30 protein-coding genes and 1 pseudogene are annotated in these 15,607 nt (G+C 53.1%); 28 read left to right on the top strand and 3 right to left on the bottom strand.

Annotation, left to right across the window (positions count from 1 at the left end):
- Positions 1-17: 17 nt before the first annotated feature.
- Positions 18-932 (bottom strand): DMT family transporter, encoded by a 915-nt coding sequence (locus G5253_RS15230; RefSeq protein ID WP_227341575.1) that lies wholly within the window; start codon positions 930-932, stop codon positions 18-20.
- A 356-nt stretch (positions 933-1,288) separates the two neighbouring features.
- Here G5253_RS15230 and rpsJ point away from each other — a divergent pair, with 356 nt between their 5' ends.
- The 28 genes from rpsJ (at position 1,289) to rplQ (ending at position 14,912) form a co-directional block, all read left to right on the top strand.
- Complete coding sequence (rpsJ, locus tag G5253_RS15225; RefSeq protein WP_005307944.1) at positions 1,289-1,600, top strand: 30S ribosomal protein S10; 312 nt, start codon at positions 1,289-1,291, stop codon at positions 1,598-1,600.
- A gap of 22 nt (positions 1,601-1,622) precedes the next feature.
- Entirely contained in the window at positions 1,623-2,255 is a 633-nt protein-coding gene (gene rplC / locus G5253_RS15220; RefSeq protein ID WP_005340620.1) for a 50S ribosomal protein L3, read from the top strand.
- A gap of 17 nt (positions 2,256-2,272) precedes the next feature.
- Positions 2,273-2,878 (top strand): 50S ribosomal protein L4, encoded by a 606-nt coding sequence (gene rplD, locus G5253_RS15215; protein WP_005340616.1) that lies wholly within the window; start codon positions 2,273-2,275, stop codon positions 2,876-2,878.
- Entirely contained in the window at positions 2,875-3,177 is a 303-nt protein-coding gene (gene rplW / locus G5253_RS15210; RefSeq protein WP_005307955.1) for a 50S ribosomal protein L23, read from the top strand. The genes rplD and rplW overlap by 4 nt, the downstream gene beginning before the upstream one ends.
- Positions 3,178-3,192: 15 nt before the next feature.
- The gene (rplB, locus tag G5253_RS15205; RefSeq protein ID WP_005340614.1) at positions 3,193-4,014 is read left to right on the top strand and encodes a 50S ribosomal protein L2; all 822 of its coding nucleotides are present in this window, start codon (positions 3,193-3,195) and stop codon (positions 4,012-4,014) included.
- Positions 4,015-4,036: 22 nt separating this feature from the next.
- Complete coding sequence (rpsS, locus tag G5253_RS15200; protein ID WP_005307960.1) at positions 4,037-4,315, top strand: 30S ribosomal protein S19; 279 nt, start codon at positions 4,037-4,039, stop codon at positions 4,313-4,315.
- Positions 4,316-4,325: 10 nt separating this feature from the next.
- Complete coding sequence (gene rplV / locus G5253_RS15195) at positions 4,326-4,670, top strand: 50S ribosomal protein L22 (protein WP_005319741.1); 345 nt, start codon at positions 4,326-4,328, stop codon at positions 4,668-4,670.
- 3 nt (positions 4,671-4,673) lie between these two features.
- Positions 4,674-5,387, top strand: a complete 714-nt coding sequence (gene rpsC, locus G5253_RS15190; RefSeq protein ID WP_005307962.1) for a 30S ribosomal protein S3 — start codon at positions 4,674-4,676, stop codon at positions 5,385-5,387.
- Between the two features lie 13 nt (positions 5,388-5,400).
- On the top strand, positions 5,401-5,814 hold the full coding sequence (gene rplP, locus G5253_RS15185; RefSeq protein WP_005340612.1) for a 50S ribosomal protein L16: 414 nt from the start codon (positions 5,401-5,403) through the stop codon (positions 5,812-5,814).
- Positions 5,814-6,005, top strand: coding sequence for a 50S ribosomal protein L29 (gene rpmC, locus G5253_RS15180; protein ID WP_005307965.1), 192 nt, complete (start codon positions 5,814-5,816; stop codon positions 6,003-6,005). Before rplP ends, rpmC begins: the two co-directional genes overlap by 1 nt.
- On the top strand, positions 6,005-6,253 hold the full coding sequence (gene rpsQ / locus G5253_RS15175) for a 30S ribosomal protein S17 (RefSeq protein WP_005307966.1): 249 nt from the start codon (positions 6,005-6,007) through the stop codon (positions 6,251-6,253). Before rpmC ends, rpsQ begins: the two co-directional genes overlap by 1 nt.
- Before the next feature lie 147 nt (positions 6,254-6,400).
- A complete protein-coding gene (rplN, locus tag G5253_RS15170) occupies positions 6,401-6,769 on the top strand; it encodes a 50S ribosomal protein L14 (protein WP_005307975.1) in 369 nt (122 codons plus the stop codon).
- A gap of 11 nt (positions 6,770-6,780) precedes the next feature.
- The gene (gene rplX / locus G5253_RS15165) at positions 6,781-7,098 is read left to right on the top strand and encodes a 50S ribosomal protein L24 (protein WP_266134979.1); all 318 of its coding nucleotides are present in this window, start codon (positions 6,781-6,783) and stop codon (positions 7,096-7,098) included.
- Positions 7,099-7,111: 13 nt separating this feature from the next.
- Complete coding sequence (rplE, locus tag G5253_RS15160; protein WP_005331162.1) at positions 7,112-7,651, top strand: 50S ribosomal protein L5; 540 nt, start codon at positions 7,112-7,114, stop codon at positions 7,649-7,651.
- A 10-nt stretch (positions 7,652-7,661) separates the two neighbouring features.
- A complete protein-coding gene (rpsN, locus tag G5253_RS15155) occupies positions 7,662-7,967 on the top strand; it encodes a 30S ribosomal protein S14 (protein WP_005340609.1) in 306 nt (101 codons plus the stop codon).
- Between the two features lie 21 nt (positions 7,968-7,988).
- Entirely contained in the window at positions 7,989-8,381 is a 393-nt protein-coding gene (gene rpsH / locus G5253_RS15150; protein WP_005307980.1) for a 30S ribosomal protein S8, read from the top strand.
- Between the two features lie 13 nt (positions 8,382-8,394).
- Positions 8,395-8,928 carry a 50S ribosomal protein L6 gene (rplF, locus tag G5253_RS15145; RefSeq protein WP_005307981.1) on the top strand — a complete coding sequence of 178 codons (534 nt, stop codon included), beginning with the start codon at positions 8,395-8,397 and terminating at the stop codon, positions 8,926-8,928.
- A 9-nt stretch (positions 8,929-8,937) separates the two neighbouring features.
- Entirely contained in the window at positions 8,938-9,291 is a 354-nt protein-coding gene (gene rplR / locus G5253_RS15140) for a 50S ribosomal protein L18 (RefSeq protein ID WP_005340606.1), read from the top strand.
- 14 nt (positions 9,292-9,305) lie between these two features.
- On the top strand, positions 9,306-9,806 hold the full coding sequence (gene rpsE / locus G5253_RS15135) for a 30S ribosomal protein S5 (protein WP_005342686.1): 501 nt from the start codon (positions 9,306-9,308) through the stop codon (positions 9,804-9,806).
- Between the two features lie 6 nt (positions 9,807-9,812).
- Positions 9,813-9,992, top strand: a complete 180-nt coding sequence (gene rpmD / locus G5253_RS15130) for a 50S ribosomal protein L30 (RefSeq protein ID WP_005307985.1) — start codon at positions 9,813-9,815, stop codon at positions 9,990-9,992.
- A gap of 2 nt (positions 9,993-9,994) precedes the next feature.
- Positions 9,995-10,432 (top strand): 50S ribosomal protein L15, encoded by a 438-nt coding sequence (gene rplO, locus G5253_RS15125; RefSeq protein WP_005342691.1) that lies wholly within the window; start codon positions 9,995-9,997, stop codon positions 10,430-10,432.
- A gap of 8 nt (positions 10,433-10,440) precedes the next feature.
- The gene (gene secY / locus G5253_RS15120) at positions 10,441-11,769 is read left to right on the top strand and encodes a preprotein translocase subunit SecY (protein ID WP_005307989.1); all 1,329 of its coding nucleotides are present in this window, start codon (positions 10,441-10,443) and stop codon (positions 11,767-11,769) included.
- 27 nt (positions 11,770-11,796) lie between these two features.
- Positions 11,797-11,910, top strand: a complete 114-nt coding sequence (gene rpmJ, locus G5253_RS15115) for a 50S ribosomal protein L36 (RefSeq protein ID WP_005319705.1) — start codon at positions 11,797-11,799, stop codon at positions 11,908-11,910.
- Positions 11,911-12,049: 139 nt separating this feature from the next.
- Positions 12,050-12,406, top strand: coding sequence for a 30S ribosomal protein S13 (gene rpsM, locus G5253_RS15110; protein ID WP_005307991.1), 357 nt, complete (start codon positions 12,050-12,052; stop codon positions 12,404-12,406).
- Positions 12,407-12,420: 14 nt separating this feature from the next.
- Positions 12,421-12,810, top strand: a complete 390-nt coding sequence (gene rpsK, locus G5253_RS15105) for a 30S ribosomal protein S11 (protein ID WP_005307993.1) — start codon at positions 12,421-12,423, stop codon at positions 12,808-12,810.
- Between the two features lie 39 nt (positions 12,811-12,849).
- The gene (gene rpsD, locus G5253_RS15100) at positions 12,850-13,470 is read left to right on the top strand and encodes a 30S ribosomal protein S4 (protein WP_005342696.1); all 621 of its coding nucleotides are present in this window, start codon (positions 12,850-12,852) and stop codon (positions 13,468-13,470) included.
- A gap of 25 nt (positions 13,471-13,495) precedes the next feature.
- Entirely contained in the window at positions 13,496-14,485 is a 990-nt protein-coding gene (locus G5253_RS15095) for a DNA-directed RNA polymerase subunit alpha (protein ID WP_005307997.1), read from the top strand.
- A 43-nt stretch (positions 14,486-14,528) separates the two neighbouring features.
- Complete coding sequence (gene rplQ, locus G5253_RS15090) at positions 14,529-14,912, top strand: 50S ribosomal protein L17 (RefSeq protein WP_005307999.1); 384 nt, start codon at positions 14,529-14,531, stop codon at positions 14,910-14,912.
- 218 nt (positions 14,913-15,130) lie between these two features.
- Here the strand turns inward: rplQ and G5253_RS15085 are convergent.
- Together G5253_RS15085 and G5253_RS15080 are read right to left on the bottom strand one after the other, a co-directional pair.
- Positions 15,131-15,238: pseudogene (locus tag G5253_RS15085) on the bottom strand (gamma carbonic anhydrase family protein); the annotation flags it as partial.
- 153 nt (positions 15,239-15,391) lie between these two features.
- Positions 15,392-15,607, bottom strand: a 216-nt coding sequence (locus G5253_RS15080) for a hypothetical protein (RefSeq protein WP_421203662.1), incomplete at its 5' end; no start/stop codon positions are given.

Here is a 15,607-nt window from a genome sequence, read left to right as displayed (position 1 = left end):
TACGCCCTTCTGCATGGTCAGCTCTTGGTTTCGACTGATGCACGATAGCGTTTGCCGTACTTGAGCTGCTGGATCAGCAGGGCGGCAACGATGAGCGCCAACCCGATGGGGGTGGCCGGATGGATGGTTTCGCCGATCAACAGGTTGAGCAGCACCAGTGAGGCAAACGGCGAGATAAAGATGAGGTTGCTGATGGGGGCCGTGTTGGTGGCATGGCGCAGCGCCATCAGCCAGAGCACGAAACCGAAGCCCATTTCGAACAGTCCCACATAGATGGCACCAGCCCATCCCTGCCAGGCGGTCATGGCAAAATCGGAGAGCAACCAGGTCGCAACGACGATAAAGGGCAGGCTGATCATAAAGCCGAGCAACAGGCTGACGATGGGATCCCCCTGATTGCGGGTGTTGAGGATCCAGTAGCTGGCCCAGATGAGGGTCGAGACCAGTGCCAGCGTCACGCCGAGGGGGTTGTCGAACTGCAGGCCGAATACATCCCCTCTGGTAGCGATCACCAGTGCGCCAAAATATCCCAACACGATGGCGACGCCATCGCGCCGACGCAGCTTCTGGCCGAGAAAGGGGACGGCAAGCAGACTGAGAGTGATAGCCCAAGTGTAGTTGAGGGTCTGTGCCTGCTGGGCAGGCAGCAGGTCATACGCCTTGAACAGCAACAAGTAATAGAGAAAGGGGTTCAGCACACCCAGAGTCAAGTAGTAGAAAGGGCGGGCCTTGATGTAGCTCCCCAGCAGCGGCAGTTTGCCCTGTTTGGCGACGACGGCTGTCAGCGTGAGAGTTGAGGTGAAGGCGGCCACAAGCAACAGTTGCACGGGTTCGAAATAGGCGAGGGAGATCTTGAAGGCTGTGGCGACCGTCGACCAGAGGGCAACGGCGCAAAGGCCATACTGATAGGCTTTCTTTTGATCTTTGAGCATGGGATGTCGTTCCACTGACGGAGGCAAGCGCACAGTCTACCAGTCTGCTTGTAACATTGTCGTTACCTGGGTGTTGGTAGCAGAGTGCGTTGCCGCAGGCGAGATCCATCTGTTACATAAAACTGCGCATAATCTGTTCGCTCTCCCTTGCGCAAATTTGAAAAATCCGTATAATCCCCTCCGCTTACCCATGAGGTAAGCCAGACGATATGTCTGTTGCTGAGTTTCCTGTTTACAGGAGCCAGCCATACAGTCCTCCCGATATGGGGGGAAACGTGAAAAATCACACCTCTGGCGGGAGAAATCTCGGTCGGGCGGTGTTGATTTATGTTCTTTTATCTATTGGAGCTCTGTCAATGCAGAACCAAAGAATCCGTATCCGCCTGAAGGCTTTTGATCATCGCCTGATTGATCAATCCACTGCGGAAATCGTTGAAACTGCTAAGCGCACTGGCGCGCAGGTTCGCGGTCCTATTCCGCTGCCGACTCGCAAAGAGCGCTTCACCGTCCTGATCTCCCCGCACGTCAACAAAGATGCGCGTGATCAGTACGAGATCCGCACTCACAAGCGTCTGGTAGACATCGTTGAGCCGACTGACAAGACCGTAGACGCCCTGATGCGTCTGGATCTGGCAGCTGGTGTAGACGTCCAGATCAGCCTGGGTTAATTACGGAAAGAGGTTGATAACAATGACAATCGGTCTTGTAGGTCGCAAAGTGGGTATGACTCGCATCTTCACTGAAGATGGCGTTTCTATCCCGGTGACTGTTATCGAAGTTGAAGCTAACCGTGTAACTCAGGTCAAATCTGTAGAAACCGACGGCTACAACGCTATTCAGGTTACCACTGGCGCCAAAAAAGCCAGCCGTGTGACCAAGCCGGAAGCTGGCCACTTCGCCAAAGCTGGTGTAGAAGCCGGTCGCGGTCTGTGGGAATTCCGCCTGAACAACGGTGAAACTTTCACTGTTGGTAGCGAGCTGAAAGTAGATCTTCTCGCTGACGTTAAGCTGGTAGACGTTACCGGCACATCCAAAGGTAAGGGCTTTGCTGGTACTGTTAAGCGCCACAACTTCCGCACCCAGGATATGACCCACGGTAACTCCTTGTCTCACCGCGTTCCGGGTTCTATCGGTCAGAACCAGACTCCGGGTCGTGTATTCAAGGGCAAAAAGATGGCTGGTCACATGGGTGCTGAGCGTGTAACGACTCAGAACCTGGAACTGGTTCGTGTTGACGCTGAACGCAACCTGCTGCTCATCAAAGGTGCAGTACCGGGTGCAACCAACGGCAACGTGATCGTCAAACCTGCCGTCAAAGCGTAACGTCTGAGGAGATAGTAATGGAATTGGTAATGAAAGACGCCAAGAGCGCTCTTGAAGTTTCCGAGACTACCTTCGGGCGCGAATTCAACGAAGCTCTGGTTCACCAGGTCGTCGTTGCATATGCCGCTGGTGCCCGTCAGGGTACTCGTGCGCAGCTGACTCGCTCTGAAGTGTCTGGTGGCGGCAAAAAGCCGTGGCGTCAGAAGGGTACTGGTCGTGCCCGTGCTGGCTCCATCCGTTCGCCCATCTGGCGTTCCGGTGGTGTGACTTTTGCTGCTAAGCCGCAAGATCACAGCCAGAAAGTAAACAAGAAGATGTACCGCGGCGCTATCCGTAGCATTCTGTCCGAGCTGGTACGTCAAGAGCGCCTGATCGTTGTTGAGAAGTTCGGCATCGAAGCTCCGAAGACCAAAGAACTGATCGCCAAGCTGAAAGAAATGGAACTGACTGACGTTCTGATCGTGACTGCTGAAGTCGATGAGAACCTGTTCCTGGCTGCTCGCAACCTGTACAAAGTTGACGTGCGTGACGTTGCCGGTATCGACCCGGTCAGCCTGATCGCTTTCGACAAGGTTCTGATGACTGCTGACGCAGTTAAGCAAATCGAGGAGATGCTGGCATGATCCGTGAAGAGCGTCTGCTGAAAGTTCTGAAGGCTCCGCACATCTCTGAAAAGAGCACCATGGTTGCAGAAAAGCAGAACACTATCGTGTTCAAAGTTGCTGTTGATGCTACCAAGGCGGAAGTCAAAGCTGCAGTTGCGAAACTGTTCGAGGTCGAAGTTGAGACCGTCCGTACCCTGAACATGAAGGGTAAGACCAAGCGCGCAGGTGCACGCGTAGGCCGTCGTTCCGATTGGAAAAAGGCTTATGTGACCCTGAAAGCTGGTCAGGACATCGACTTCATGGGCGCAGCCGAGTAAGAGGAGTTCTCAAAAATGGCAATCGTTAAGTGCAAGCCTACTTCTCCGGGCCGCCGCCACGTCGTCAAGATCGTCAATCAAGAGCTGTACAAGGGCAAGCCCTTCGCCGCTCTGCTGGACAGCAAAAGCAAGTCCGGTGGTCGTAACAACAACGGCCGTATCACTACCCGTCATATCGGTGGTGGTCACAAGCAGCACTACCGTATCGTCGACTTCAAGCGCGACAAAGACGGTATCCCGGCTAAAGTAGAGCGCCTGGAATACGATCCGAACCGTACCGCTAACATCGCTCTGGTGTTGTATGCAGACGGTGAGCGTCGTTACATCCTGGCTCCGAAAGGCCTGAAAGCTGGTGACGCGATCGCTTCTGGTGCTGATGCAGCCATCAAGGTAGGTAACGCCCTGCCGATGCGCAACATCCCGGTTGGTTCTACCGTTCACGCTGTAGAGATGAAGCCTGGTAAAGGTGCCCAGCTGGCTCGTTCCGCTGGTACTTTCATCCAGATCCTGGCTCGTGAAGGTAACTATGTAACTCTGCGTCTGCGTTCCGGCGAAGTACGTAAAGTTCTGGCCGAGTGCCGCGCTACCATCGGTGAAGTCGGTAACTCCGAGCACATGTTGCGTCAACTGGGTAAAGCCGGTGCAAACCGCTGGCGTGGTATTCGTCCGACCGTTCGCGGTATGGCGATGAACCCGGTTGACCACCCGCACGGTGGTGGTGAGGGTCGTAACAAGGGCATGCAGCCTGTGTCCCCATGGGGCCAGAAGGCTAAAGGCTTCAAGACCCGTAAGAACAAGCGTACCGACAAGTACATCGTACGTCGTCGTAACAAGTAATTGTTAACATAGAGGAATCACCATGCCACGTTCTCTCAAGAAGGGTCCATTTATCGACCTGCACTTGCTGAAGAAGGTAGAGAAAGCGGTGGAAAGCGGGGATAAAAAGCCGGTTAAAACCTGGTCCCGTCGTTCAATGATCATCCCGAACATGATCGGTTTGACCATCGCTGTCCATAATGGTCGTCAGCACGTTCCGGTTTTCGTTACCGAAGAAATGATCGGTCACAAACTGGGTGAATTCGCACCGACTCGTACTTATCGCGGCCATGCTGCTGATAAGAAGGCTAAGAAGCGCTAAGGGATAAATGATGGAAGCTATCGCTAAACACCGTTATGCCCGTACTTCTGCCCAGAAAGCTCGTCTGGTAGCCGATCAAGTACGTGGTCTGTCCGTAGACAAGGCTCTGAATATCCTGACCTTCAGCCCGAAAAAGGCTGCAGTGCTGGTTAAGAAAGTGCTGGAATCTGCCATTGCAAACGCTGAGCACAACGAAGGCGCCGATATCGACGCGCTGCGTGTTGCTACTATCATGGTCGACGAAGGTCCCTCCATGAAGCGCATCCGTCCGCGTGCCAAAGGTCGTGCGGATCGTATCCTCAAGCGTACCGCTCACATCACTGTAGTGGTATCCGACGCTAAGGCTGGGAGATAAGCAATGGGTCAGAAAGTACATCCTAATGGCATTCGCCTGGGTATTACCAAGCCTTGGAATTCTACCTGGTTCGCGAACACCAAAGACTTCGCTGACAACCTGTACAGCGATTTTCAAGTACGCCAGTTCCTGACCAAGGAACTGAAAAACGCGTCCTTGTCCAAGATCACCATTGAGCGTCCGGCCAAGAGCATCCGTGTGACCATTCACACCGCTCGTCCGGGTGTTGTCATCGGTAAGAAAGGCGAAGACGTTGAGAAGCTGCGCAAAGCTGTAGCCACTATTGCTGGCGTGCCTGCTCAGATCAACATTTCCGAAGTCCGCAAGCCGGAGCTGGATGGCAAACTCGTTGCCGACAGCATCACTTCCCAGCTGGAGCGTCGTGTAATGTTCCGTCGTGCTATGAAGCGCGCCGTACAGAACGCAATGCGCCTGGGTGCCAAGGGCATCAAGGTGGAAGTTTCCGGTCGTCTGGGCGGCGCTGAAATCGCGCGTACCGAATGGTACCGTGAAGGTCGTGTGCCGTTGCACACCCTGCGTGCCGACATCGACTACGCAACTTCTGAAGCCCACACCACTTACGGTGTGATCGGCGTTAAAGTTTGGATCTTCAAGGGCGAAGTTCTGGGCGGTCTGGCTGCTGTTAACGCTGCCGCTGCTCAAGAGCAAGCTCCTGCAAAGCCCAAGCGTGACAACAAGCGCCGCGCTGCTAAGTAAGGAGATTCGGTAAATGTTGCAACCTAAGCGTACTAAATTCCGCAAGACCCACAAGGGTCGTAACCGCGGTCTGGCCACCTCTGGTAACGAAGTATCCTTCGGTACCTTTGGCCTGAAGGCGACATCCCGTGGTCAACTGACTGCTCGTCAAATCGAAGCAGCCCGTCGTGCCATGACCCGTCACGTTAAGCGTCAGGGTAAGATCTGGATCCGTGTGTTCCCGGACAAGCCGATTACCGAAAAGCCCCTCGAAGTTCGTATGGGTAAAGGTAAAGGTAACGTGGAATACTGGGTTTGCCCGATCCAGCCTGGCAAGGTTCTGTACGAGATGGACGGTGTACCTGAGGCTCTGGCGCGTGAAGCGTTCGCCCTGGCCGCAGCCAAGCTGTCTGTTCAGACCACTTTCGTAATTAAGACGGTGATGTGATGAAAGCCCAAGATCTGCGTCAAAAGAGCGTCGAAGAACTGAACCAGGAGCTGCTGGGCCTGCTGCGCGAGCAATTCAACATGCGTATGCAAGCTTCCACCGGCCAGCTGGCTCAGACTCACACTCTGAAACAAGTGCGTCGTGACGTCGCACGTATCAAGACTGTACTGACTGAGAAGGCAGGTGCGTAATGACTGACAAAATCCGTACTCTGCAGGGTCGTGTAATCAGCGACAAGATGGACAAGTCCATCACTGTTGCCATCGAGCGCAAGGTAAAGCACCCGATCTACGGTAAGATCATCAAGCGCACTACCAAGCTGCACGTACATGACGAAAACAACGAGTGCAAAGCTGGTGACCTCGTGGAAATCCGCGAATGCCGCCCGCTGTCCAAGACCAAGTCCTGGACCCTGGTTGCCGTTGTAGAAAAGGCCTAATCGGTACTTTGTAGTCCAAGCGGCCCCTTTCAGGGGCCGTTTGTTTTTTAGGCTACCTTTTCTGAAAATCCTGTGTTATAGTTTCGCGCCTTTTGAAGGCAGCCAGATCCCATTAGGGATAAGAAGTAAACAAAGCGGAGCACTAAGATGATCCAGATGCAAAGTATGCTGGGTGTTGCCGACAACTCCGGCGCTCGCAGTGTAATGTGTATTAAGGTTCTGGGTGGCTCGCACCGCCGTTACGCCGGCATCGGCGACATCATCAAGGTTTCCATCAAGGAAGCCATTCCTCGCGGTAAAGTGAAGAAAGGTGATGTGTACAACGCGGTGGTCGTACGCACCCGTAAAGGCGTTCGTCGTCCGGACGGCTCAGTCATCCGTTTCGACAACAATGCGGCTGTGTTGCTTAACAACAACCAACAGCCAATCGGTACTCGTATTTTTGGCCCGGTGACCCGTGAACTGCGTAATGAGAAGTTCATGAAGATTGTGTCCCTGGCACCCGAAGTACTGTAAGGAGTCGAACGATGGCAGCTAAAATCCGTCGCGAAGACGAAGTGATTGTTCTTACCGGCAAAGACAAGGGCAAGCGTGGCAAAGTCACTCAAGTTCTGATTGCTAAAGGTAAGGTAATCGTGGAAGGCATCAACCAGGTGAAGAAGCACCAGAAGCCGGTACCCGCACTGGGTCAGGCTGGCGGTATCATCACCAAAGAAGCCCCCATCGATGTATCTAACGTAGCGCTGTTCAACTCTGCCACTGGCAAAGCTGACCGCGTTGGTTTCCGGATTGAAGACGGCAAAAAAGTCCGTTTCTTCAAATCCACCGGCGAACTTGTGAAGTAATTGGAGTTTAACGATGGCGAAACTGCATGATTACTACAAATCCGATGTAGTAAATGAACTGTCCAAGCAGTTCGGTTACAAGACTATCATGCAAGTCCCTCGGATCGAGAAAATCACCCTGAACATGGGTGTTGGTGAAGCGATCTCTGACAAGAAATTGCTGGAAAATGCTGCTGCCGATATGGCTGCCATTTCCGGTCAGAAGCCGCTGATCACCAAAGCTCGCAAATCTGTTGCGGGCTTCAAGATTCGTGAAGGCTACCCGATAGGTTGTAAAGTAACCCTGCGTGGCGAGCGTATGTGGGAGTTCCTGGAACGGCTGATCTGCATCTCCGTACCGCGTATCCGTGACTTCCGTGGCCTGAACGCTAAAGCGTTCGACGGTCGTGGTAACTACTCCATGGGCGTGCGTGAGCAGATCATCTTCCCGGAAATCGACTATGACAAAGTCGATCGCGTCCGTGGTCTGGATATCACCATCACCACTTCCGCGAATACCGATGAAGAAGGCCGTGCTCTGCTGGCTGCCTTTAACTTCCCATTCCGCAAGTAAGGTTAGGGTTATGGCTAAAACATCCATGAAAGCGCGCGAAGCAAAGCGTGCCAAGCTGGTAGCCAAGTACGCGACCAAGCGTGCCGAGCTGAAAGCTATCATCGTTGACATGAACGCTTCTGAAGAAGCGCGTTGGGATGCTGTACTGCAACTGCAACAGCTGCCCCGTGATTCCAGTCCGTCCCGCCAGCGTAACCGTTGCAATATTACTGGTCGTCCGCACGGTTTCCTGCGCAAGTTTGGCCTGTCTCGCATCAAGGTGCGTGAGCATGCCATGAAGGGCGAAATTCCGGGCCTGAAGAAGGCTTCTTGGTAACGAATCTCGGGAGTTAGACTTATGAGCATGCAAGATCCGATCGCGGATATGCTGACCCGCATCCGTAACGGTCAGGCGGCGAGCAAAGTTGCGGTTTCCATGCCTTCTTCCAAGCTGAAAGTGGCTATCGCCAAAGTGCTGAAAGAAGAAGGTTACATCGCTGGCTACTCCGTAGCTGGTGACGTGAAGCCGGAACTGGAAATTGAACTGAAATATTTCCAGGGCAAGCCAGTTGTAGAACTGATCCAACGCGTGAGCCGTCCCGGCCTGCGTATTTACAAGCGCACTACTGATCTGCCGAAAGTTATGGGCGGTCTCGGTGTTGCTATCGTGTCCACGTCTAAAGGTGTGATGACTGACCGTGCTGCCCGTAAAGCAAGCATGGGCGGTGAGATCATCTGCTACGTCGCTTAATAGGAGGTAGGAAATGTCTCGTGTTGCTAAGGCACCCGTCACTATTCCTGCTGGCGTAGAGGTGACTCTGAACGGCCAGGAACTGTCCATCAAAGGTGGTAAAGGTTCCCTGGTTCGCTCTATTCACGCCGGTGTAGAAGTGACCAAAGAAGACAATGTACTGAAGTTCGCCCCGCGCGACGGCATCGCTGGTGCTGACGCTCAGGCCGGTACTGCCCGTGCATTGGTCAACAACATGGTAATCGGTGTTACCCAAGGCTTCGAGCGCAAGCTGCAGCTGGTTGGTGTAGGTTATAAAGCCTCCATCAAGGGCAATGCTGTTGCGCTGGCTCTGGGCTTCTCTCACCCGGTAGAGCATGCGCTGCCGGCTGGTGTGACCGCTGAGTGCCCGACTGCCACAGAAATCGTTCTGCGTGGTGTCGACAAGCAGCTGGTTGGCCAAGTCGCCGCCGATATCCGTGCTTACCGCGCTCCGGAGCCCTACAAGGGCAAGGGTGTACGCTATGCCAACGAGCAAGTGCGTACTAAAGAAGCTAAGAAGAAGTAAGGTAACACTATGGACAAGAAAGCAGCTCGTCTCCGTCGTGCTACTCGTGCTCGGAAAAAGATGCAGGAACTGGGAGCTACCCGTCTGGTTGTTCACCGTACCCCGCGTCATATCTATGCGCAGGTTATTGCAGCCAACGGTTCCGAAGTTCTGGCCTCTGCTTCCACAGTAGAGAAAGCCATCAGTGAAGCTCTGAAATACACCGGTAACGCAGATGCGGCTACCGCTGTAGGTAAAGCTATCGCTGAGCGTGCTATTGCCAAAGGCGTTCAGAACGTATCTTTCGATCGTTCCGGTTTCAAGTATCACGGTCGCATCGCTGCCCTGGCAGCTGCCGCACGTGACGCTGGTCTTCAGTTCTAAGCTAGGAGTCGAAGATGGCTAAAGTCGAATCTCAAGCCGGCGAACTGCAAGAAAAGCTCATTGCAGTAAACCGTGTTTCGAAAACTGTTAAAGGTGGTCGTATCATGTCCTTCACCGCGTTGACCGTGGTGGGTGATGGTAACGGCCGTGTAGGTTACGGTTACGGTAAAGCCCGTGAAGTTCCGGCTGCTATTCAAAAAGCAATGGAACAGGCCAAGCGTAACCTGAACAAGGTTGAACTGAACAACGGCACCCTGCACCACCCGGTGAAAGGTGTTCACTCCGGTTCCACCGTGTTCATGAAGCCGGCCTCTCAAGGTACTGGTATCATCGCAGGCGGCGCCATGCGTGCCGTTCTGGAAGTTGCTGGTATCCACAACGTGCTGGCTAAGACCTACGGTTCCACCAACCCAATCAACGTTGTTCGCGCAACTGTAGACGCTCTGGTTCACGGTCAGTCACCGGAACAGATCGCTGCCAAGCGTGGTCTGCGCGTTGAAGAAATTCTGGGGTAATGCGACATGGCTAACACTGTAAAAGTAACTCAAACTCGCAGCTCTATCGGCCGTCTGCCAAAGCACAAGGCGACTCTGCGTGGTCTGGGTCTGCGTCGCATTGGTCACACCGTTGAGCTGGAAGATACTCCTTGCGTACGCGGTATGATCAACCAGGTTTATTACATGGTTAAGGTGGAGGGCTAAGCATGCGTCTGAATACTCTGTCTCCGGCCGCTGGTTCCAAGCGCGTTAAGCACCGTCCGGGCCGTGGTATCGGTTCTGGTCTGGGTAAGACCGGTGGTCGTGGTGTTAAAGGTCAAACCTCTCGTTCCGGTGGCGGTAAAGTCCGCAACGGTTTCGAAGGTGGCCAGATGCCTTTGAAAATCCGTCTGCCGAAGTTCGGTTTCTTCTCTCGCAAATCTTTGGTATCTGCCGAAGTGCGCCTGAACGAAATCGCCCTGGTAGAAGGTGATGTAGTCGACGTGAGCACTCTGAAGCAAGCCGGCGTTCTGACCAAGAACATCGTGTTCGCTAAAGTTGTTCTGTCTGGCAACATTGACCGTGCTGTGACCGTTCGTGGTCTGTCCGTCACCAAAGGTGCACGTGCAGCCATCGAGGCCGCTGGCGGTAAAATCGAGGAATAATCAGTACAATGGCTAAGAAACCAGGATTGGATGTTAAAGCACAGGGTGGTCTGAGTGAACTGAAGAGCCGTCTGCTCTTCGTTCTCGGGGCGATTATCGTTTTCCGTGCAGGCTCTTATGTGCCGATTCCTGGTATTGACGCCGCCGTACTGGCCGAGTTGTTCCAGCAACAGAAGGGCACCATCATTGAGATGTTCAACATGTTCAGTGGTGGTGCACTATCGCGTGCTTCTATTCTTGCGTTGGGGATCATGCCGTACATTTCGGCGTCGATCATTATCCAGCTGCTGACAGTGGTTCATCCTGCTCTTGCTGAACTCAAGAAAGAGGGTGAATCCGGCCGTCGCAAGATTAGCCAATATACCCGTTGGGGCACGCTGGTTTTGGGAACTTTCCAGGCCATTGGTATTGCAACCGGTCTGCCGAATATGATGCAAGGACTCGTGACTCATCCGGGTTTGGGCTTCTATTTCACAGCGGTTGTGAGTCTGGTCACCGGTACCATGTTCTTGATGTGGTTGGGTGAGCAGATTACCGAGCGTGGGATTGGTAATGGTATCTCGTTGATTATTTTCACAGGTATCGTTGCTGGTCTGCCGCATGCCATTGGCGCTACGGCCGAACAGGCACGTCAAGGGGAATTGCACATCCTGCTGTTGTTGTTGCTGGGCTTGATTGTTTTCGCAGTGACTTACTTTGTGGTGTTCGTGGAGCGTGGTCAGCGTCGTATTGTCGTTAACTATGCCAAGCGTCAACAAGGCCGCCAGGTATTTGCCGCGCAAAGCACACACCTGCCGTTGAAAGTGAATATGGCTGGTGTGATTCCTGCGATTTTCGCATCCAGTATCATCCTCTTCCCGGGGACCATTACCTCCTGGTTTGGTCAGGGTGAGGGTAAAGTCGCTGATATCCTGCAACAGGTCTCTATGGTCCTGCAGCCGGGTCAGCCGCTTTACGAGATGCTGTATGCAGCAGCCATTATCTTTTTCTGTTTCTTCTATACCGCGCTGGTGTTCAACCCCCGCGAGACAGCAGATAACCTGAAGAAGAGTGGAGCCTTTATCCCGGGGATCCGCCCGGGCGAGCAGACAGCACGTTATATCGATAAGGTTATGACTCGCCTGACATTGGCAGGTGCGCTCTATATAACCTTTATCTGTCTGGTACCCCAGTTCCTGATGACTGCCTGGAACGTACAGTTCTACTTCGGTGGCACTTCGCTGCTGATTATTGTGGTGGTTATCATGGACTTCATGGCTCAGGTACAAACCCATATGATGTCTCATCAATATGGTGACGTCCTGAGGAAGGCCAACCTGAAGGGCTACGGCCGCTAAAGGTCGGCGTAGTTACGGAGTTAAGCAATGAAAGTTCGTGCTTCCGTTAAGGCAATCTGCCGTAACTGCAAAATCATCAAGCGTCACGGTGTGGTGCGTGTGATTTGCAGCGAGCCAAAGCATAAACAGCGCCAAGGCTAATTTTTTACGGTTAGTACTTGCAACAAATAGTTGTGCTGGCTAATATAGCCAGCCAACTTTTGTTGTGTATTGGTTGACCGCCACGTATCCGCTCACGGGCTTTGTGGTGGTCGTAATCTACTATATGTAGGAGTGAATAGTGGCCCGTATCGCTGGCATTAACATTCCTGACCATAAGCATGCAGTCATTGCTTTGACTGCGATTTATGGCGTCGGTCGTACCCGCTCCAAGGCCATCTGTGCCGCAGCCGGTATCGCTGAGAATGTGAAAATTAAAGACCTGGACGAAGCTCAGATCGAGAGTCTGCGTGAACAAGTAGGTAAATTCACCGTTGAAGGTGACCTGCGTCGTCAGATTTCCATGAACATCAAGCGATTGATGGATCTGGGTTGCTACCGTGGTTTGCGTCACCGTCGTAGCCTGCCTGTTCGTGGTCAACGTACCAAGACCAACGCTCGTACCCGTAAGGGTCCGCGCAAGGCTATCAAGAAGTAACGGGAAGGTAGAAAATGGCTAAAACTCCGACTCGTGCTCGCAAGCGCGTTAAAAAGCAAGTGAGCGACGGTATTGCGCACGTTCATGCATCTTTCAACAACACAATCGTGACCATTACTGACCGTCAGGGCAATGCTCTGTCTTGGGCTACTTCTGGTGGTTCCGGTTTCCGTGGTTCTCGTAAGTCCACCCCGTTCGCTGCTCAGGTAGCTGCCGAGCGCGCTGGTGAGATGGCCAAAGAATATGGCGTCAAGAACCTGGAAGTCATGGTCAAAGGTCCGGGTCCCGGTCGTGAGTCTTCCATCCGCGCCCTGAACGCGGCTGGTTTCCGCATCACTAACATTACTGATGTGACTCCGATCCCGCACAACGGTTGTCGTCCTCCCAAGAAGCGCCGCGTGTAACGCTGTAGCTACTTGGTCTAGGATTGTTGGAGAAAGAAGATGGCAAGATATATCGGTCCTAAGCTTAAGCTTAGCCGTCGTGAGGGCACAGACCTCTTCCTGAAGTCTGGTGTTCGTGCGATTGATTCTAAGTGCAAGATTGACACCGCTCCTGGTCAGCACGGCGCTCGCAAGCCCCGTCTGTCTGATTACGGTGTGCAACTGCGCGAGAAACAAAAAGTTCGTCGTATCTACGGCGTATTGGAAAAACAGTTCCGCAACTACTACCGCGACGCTGCCCGTCAAAAGGGTAACACCGGTGAAAACCTGTTGCAGCTGCTGGAAGGTCGTCTGGACAACGTCGTATACCGCATGGGCTTCGGTGCTACCCGCGCTGAATCTCGTCAGCTGGTGAGCCACAAGGCCATCATGGTAAACGGCCGCGTTGTGAACATTCCTTCTTTCCAGGTTTCCCCTGAGGACGTGATCTGCGTTCGTGAGAAGGCTAAGAAGCAAGCGCGTATCAAAGCTGCCCTTGAGGTTGCTGGTCAGCGCGAGAAGCCGACTTGGGTAGAGGTTGATGCCGCTAAAATGGAAGGTGCCTTCAAGCGCCTGCCAGAGCGTTCCGACCTGTCTGCCGACATTAACGAACAGCTGATCGTCGAGCTTTACTCCAAGTAAAGCTAGCTTCTAAAGAGAGGACACAATGCTGGGTTCTGTAACAGATTTTCTTAAACCGCGGCTAGTTGACATCGAGCAAGTTAGCCCGACTCATGCGAAAGTGACTCTTGAGCCACTCGAGCGTGGCTTTGGTCACACGCTGGGCAACGCCCTGCGTCGTATTTTGCTGTCTTCTATGCCCGGTTGTGCAGTTACTGAAGTCGAAATTGACGGGGTACTGCATGAGTACAGCAGCAAAGAAGGTGTACAGGAAGACATTCTTGAAATCCTGCTCAACCTGAAAGGTATCGCTGTGAAGCTAGAAGGCAAGGACGAGGTAACTCTGTCCCTGACCAAGTCTGGAACAGGCCCCGTTACCGCAGGTGATATCACTCACGGTGATGAAGTCGAGATCGTAAACCCGGAGCACGTAATCTGCCACCTGACTGGTGCCAATGCTGAAATCAGCATGCGCCTGAAAGTTCAGCGCGGTCGTGGTTATGTGCCTGCTTCTGCTCGTGTTCACAACGATGACGAAGAGCGTCCTATCGGTCGCCTGCTGCTGGACTCCGCGTTCAGCCCCATCGTTCGTATTGCCTACAATGTTGAGGCAGCACGTGTGGAACAGCGTACCGACTTGGACAAGCTGGTCATCGACATGGAGACCAATGGTACCCTGGATCCTGAGGAAGCTATCCGTCGTTCTGCCACTATTCTGGCCGAGCAACTGGAAGCCTTCGTGGATCTGCGCGATGTCAGCGTGCCCGAGAAGAAAGAAGAGAAACCCGAGTTTGATCCGATTCTGCTGCGTCCTGTCGATGATTTGGAGCTGACAGTTCGTTCTGCGAACTGTCTGAAGGCAGAAGCTATCCACTATATTGGTGATCTGGTACAGCGTACCGAAGTTGAGTTGCTTAAGACTCCTAACCTCGGTAAGAAGTCCCTGACTGAGATCAAGGACGTGTTGGCCTCCCGTGGTCTGTCTCTTGGCATGCGCCTTGAGAACTGGCCGCCCGCCAGCATCGCTGACGAGTAATCCAGATTACGGGTTTCACAGATTTAGTTAGAAGGATAAGGTCATGCGCCATCGTTTGAGTGGTCGTCAACTGAACCGGAACAGCAGCCATCGTCAGGCTATGTTCCGCAACATGGCCAGCTCCCTGGTTCGTCATGAGATCATCAAGACGACTCTGCCTAAGGCAAAAGAGCTGCGTCGTGTAGTTGAACCGCTGATCACCCTTGCCAAGACTGATAGCGTTGCTAATCGTCGTCTGGCATTTGCCCGCACTCGCGACAACGCGATCGTGGCTAAGCTGTTCAATGAACTGGGCCCGCGCTACCTGGAGCGCGCCGGCGGTTATACTCGCATTCTGAAATGCGGTTTCCGTGCTGGCGACAACGCCCCTATGGCTTATATTGAGCTGGTAGACCGCCCGGCCGCTGCTGAAGCAGCTGCTGAGTGATAAAGAAAAAGCCGGGCTTGTCCCGGCTTTTCTCTTAATCCATTCTGACACTGCCTCAACTGCCTCAACTGCCTCAACTGCCTCAACTGCCTCAACTGCCTCAACTGCCTCAACTGCCTCAACTGCCTCAACTCATCATTCAACTTCTTCTATATAGAAGGTAAGAGTTGTTCCTGAACCTGGCGAAATGGTGAATTGTCTGCTCATTTCATCCGAACATCGTTGGCCAGCTGGATATCGCCCACCAGTGTCGCGCAGGGATCTACATATACTCCTTTGCCCAGTTGTGGGCGTTTTCCCTTGTAAGGTCTCAGTCGCAAGTCCATCTTGGCCTCCTTGTTTTCGGCCATTCTAGCAACCTGGAACTCATTTCTGTGGATAAGCTTGTATAAAAGCTGTGGTTGGAGATGAATAACTAAAAAAGTGCAGTTTTTTGCAATTTTATTGCCGATAAGGGGTTGCCAGAACGAATTCACTCCCTATAATGCGCCTCCATCGACAGGGCAAGCGGCAACGCAAACAACCTCGTCAATAATCTCGAAAAACCTTTGAAAATAAGGCTTGACTCGAGAAAGCGGTTGAGTAGAATTCCACTCCCGCAGCAACACATTGTTGCGTCGCTCTTTAACAATTTGAATCAAGCAATCTGTGTGGGCACTCACAGCATCGAGCATCAAAAACAATTTTTGATTTTC

This window comes from Aeromonas sp. 602658, assembly GCF_049173005.1.
Lineage (GTDB): Bacteria > Pseudomonadota > Gammaproteobacteria > Enterobacterales > Aeromonadaceae > Aeromonas > Aeromonas veronii_A.
Note: the sequence above shows the minus strand (reverse complement) of the source record. Positions and strands in the feature narration are given on the sequence as shown.

Bases quoted from the DNA above. Each gene is read 5' to 3' on its own strand.
- G5253_RS15230 (WP_227341575.1), bottom strand. From the start codon at position 932: ATGCTCAAAGATCAAAAGAAAGCCTATCAGTATGGCCTTTGCGCCGTT.
- rpsJ (WP_005307944.1), top strand. From the start codon at position 1,289: ATGCAGAACCAAAGAATCCGTATCCGCCTGAAGGCTTTTGATCATCGC.
- rplC (WP_005340620.1), top strand. From the start codon at position 1,623: ATGACAATCGGTCTTGTAGGTCGCAAAGTGGGTATGACTCGCATCTTC.
- rplD (WP_005340616.1), top strand. From the start codon at position 2,273: ATGGAATTGGTAATGAAAGACGCCAAGAGCGCTCTTGAAGTTTCCGAG.
- rplW (WP_005307955.1), top strand. From the start codon at position 2,875: ATGATCCGTGAAGAGCGTCTGCTGAAAGTTCTGAAGGCTCCGCACATC.
- rplB (WP_005340614.1), top strand. From the start codon at position 3,193: ATGGCAATCGTTAAGTGCAAGCCTACTTCTCCGGGCCGCCGCCACGTC.
- rpsS (WP_005307960.1), top strand. From the start codon at position 4,037: ATGCCACGTTCTCTCAAGAAGGGTCCATTTATCGACCTGCACTTGCTG.
- rplV (WP_005319741.1), top strand. From the start codon at position 4,326: ATGGAAGCTATCGCTAAACACCGTTATGCCCGTACTTCTGCCCAGAAA.
- rpsC (WP_005307962.1), top strand. From the start codon at position 4,674: ATGGGTCAGAAAGTACATCCTAATGGCATTCGCCTGGGTATTACCAAG.
- rplP (WP_005340612.1), top strand. From the start codon at position 5,401: ATGTTGCAACCTAAGCGTACTAAATTCCGCAAGACCCACAAGGGTCGT.
- rpmC (WP_005307965.1), top strand. From the start codon at position 5,814: ATGAAAGCCCAAGATCTGCGTCAAAAGAGCGTCGAAGAACTGAACCAG.
- rpsQ (WP_005307966.1), top strand. From the start codon at position 6,005: ATGACTGACAAAATCCGTACTCTGCAGGGTCGTGTAATCAGCGACAAG.
- rplN (WP_005307975.1), top strand. From the start codon at position 6,401: ATGATCCAGATGCAAAGTATGCTGGGTGTTGCCGACAACTCCGGCGCT.
- rplX (WP_266134979.1), top strand. From the start codon at position 6,781: ATGGCAGCTAAAATCCGTCGCGAAGACGAAGTGATTGTTCTTACCGGC.
- rplE (WP_005331162.1), top strand. From the start codon at position 7,112: ATGGCGAAACTGCATGATTACTACAAATCCGATGTAGTAAATGAACTG.
- rpsN (WP_005340609.1), top strand. From the start codon at position 7,662: ATGGCTAAAACATCCATGAAAGCGCGCGAAGCAAAGCGTGCCAAGCTG.
- rpsH (WP_005307980.1), top strand. From the start codon at position 7,989: ATGAGCATGCAAGATCCGATCGCGGATATGCTGACCCGCATCCGTAAC.
- rplF (WP_005307981.1), top strand. From the start codon at position 8,395: ATGTCTCGTGTTGCTAAGGCACCCGTCACTATTCCTGCTGGCGTAGAG.
- rplR (WP_005340606.1), top strand. From the start codon at position 8,938: ATGGACAAGAAAGCAGCTCGTCTCCGTCGTGCTACTCGTGCTCGGAAA.
- rpsE (WP_005342686.1), top strand. From the start codon at position 9,306: ATGGCTAAAGTCGAATCTCAAGCCGGCGAACTGCAAGAAAAGCTCATT.
- rpmD (WP_005307985.1), top strand. From the start codon at position 9,813: ATGGCTAACACTGTAAAAGTAACTCAAACTCGCAGCTCTATCGGCCGT.
- rplO (WP_005342691.1), top strand. From the start codon at position 9,995: ATGCGTCTGAATACTCTGTCTCCGGCCGCTGGTTCCAAGCGCGTTAAG.
- secY (WP_005307989.1), top strand. From the start codon at position 10,441: ATGGCTAAGAAACCAGGATTGGATGTTAAAGCACAGGGTGGTCTGAGT.
- rpmJ (WP_005319705.1), top strand. From the start codon at position 11,797: ATGAAAGTTCGTGCTTCCGTTAAGGCAATCTGCCGTAACTGCAAAATC.
- rpsK (WP_005307993.1), top strand. From the start codon at position 12,421: ATGGCTAAAACTCCGACTCGTGCTCGCAAGCGCGTTAAAAAGCAAGTG.
- rpsD (WP_005342696.1), top strand. From the start codon at position 12,850: ATGGCAAGATATATCGGTCCTAAGCTTAAGCTTAGCCGTCGTGAGGGC.
- G5253_RS15095 (WP_005307997.1), top strand. From the start codon at position 13,496: ATGCTGGGTTCTGTAACAGATTTTCTTAAACCGCGGCTAGTTGACATC.
- rplQ (WP_005307999.1), top strand. From the start codon at position 14,529: ATGCGCCATCGTTTGAGTGGTCGTCAACTGAACCGGAACAGCAGCCAT.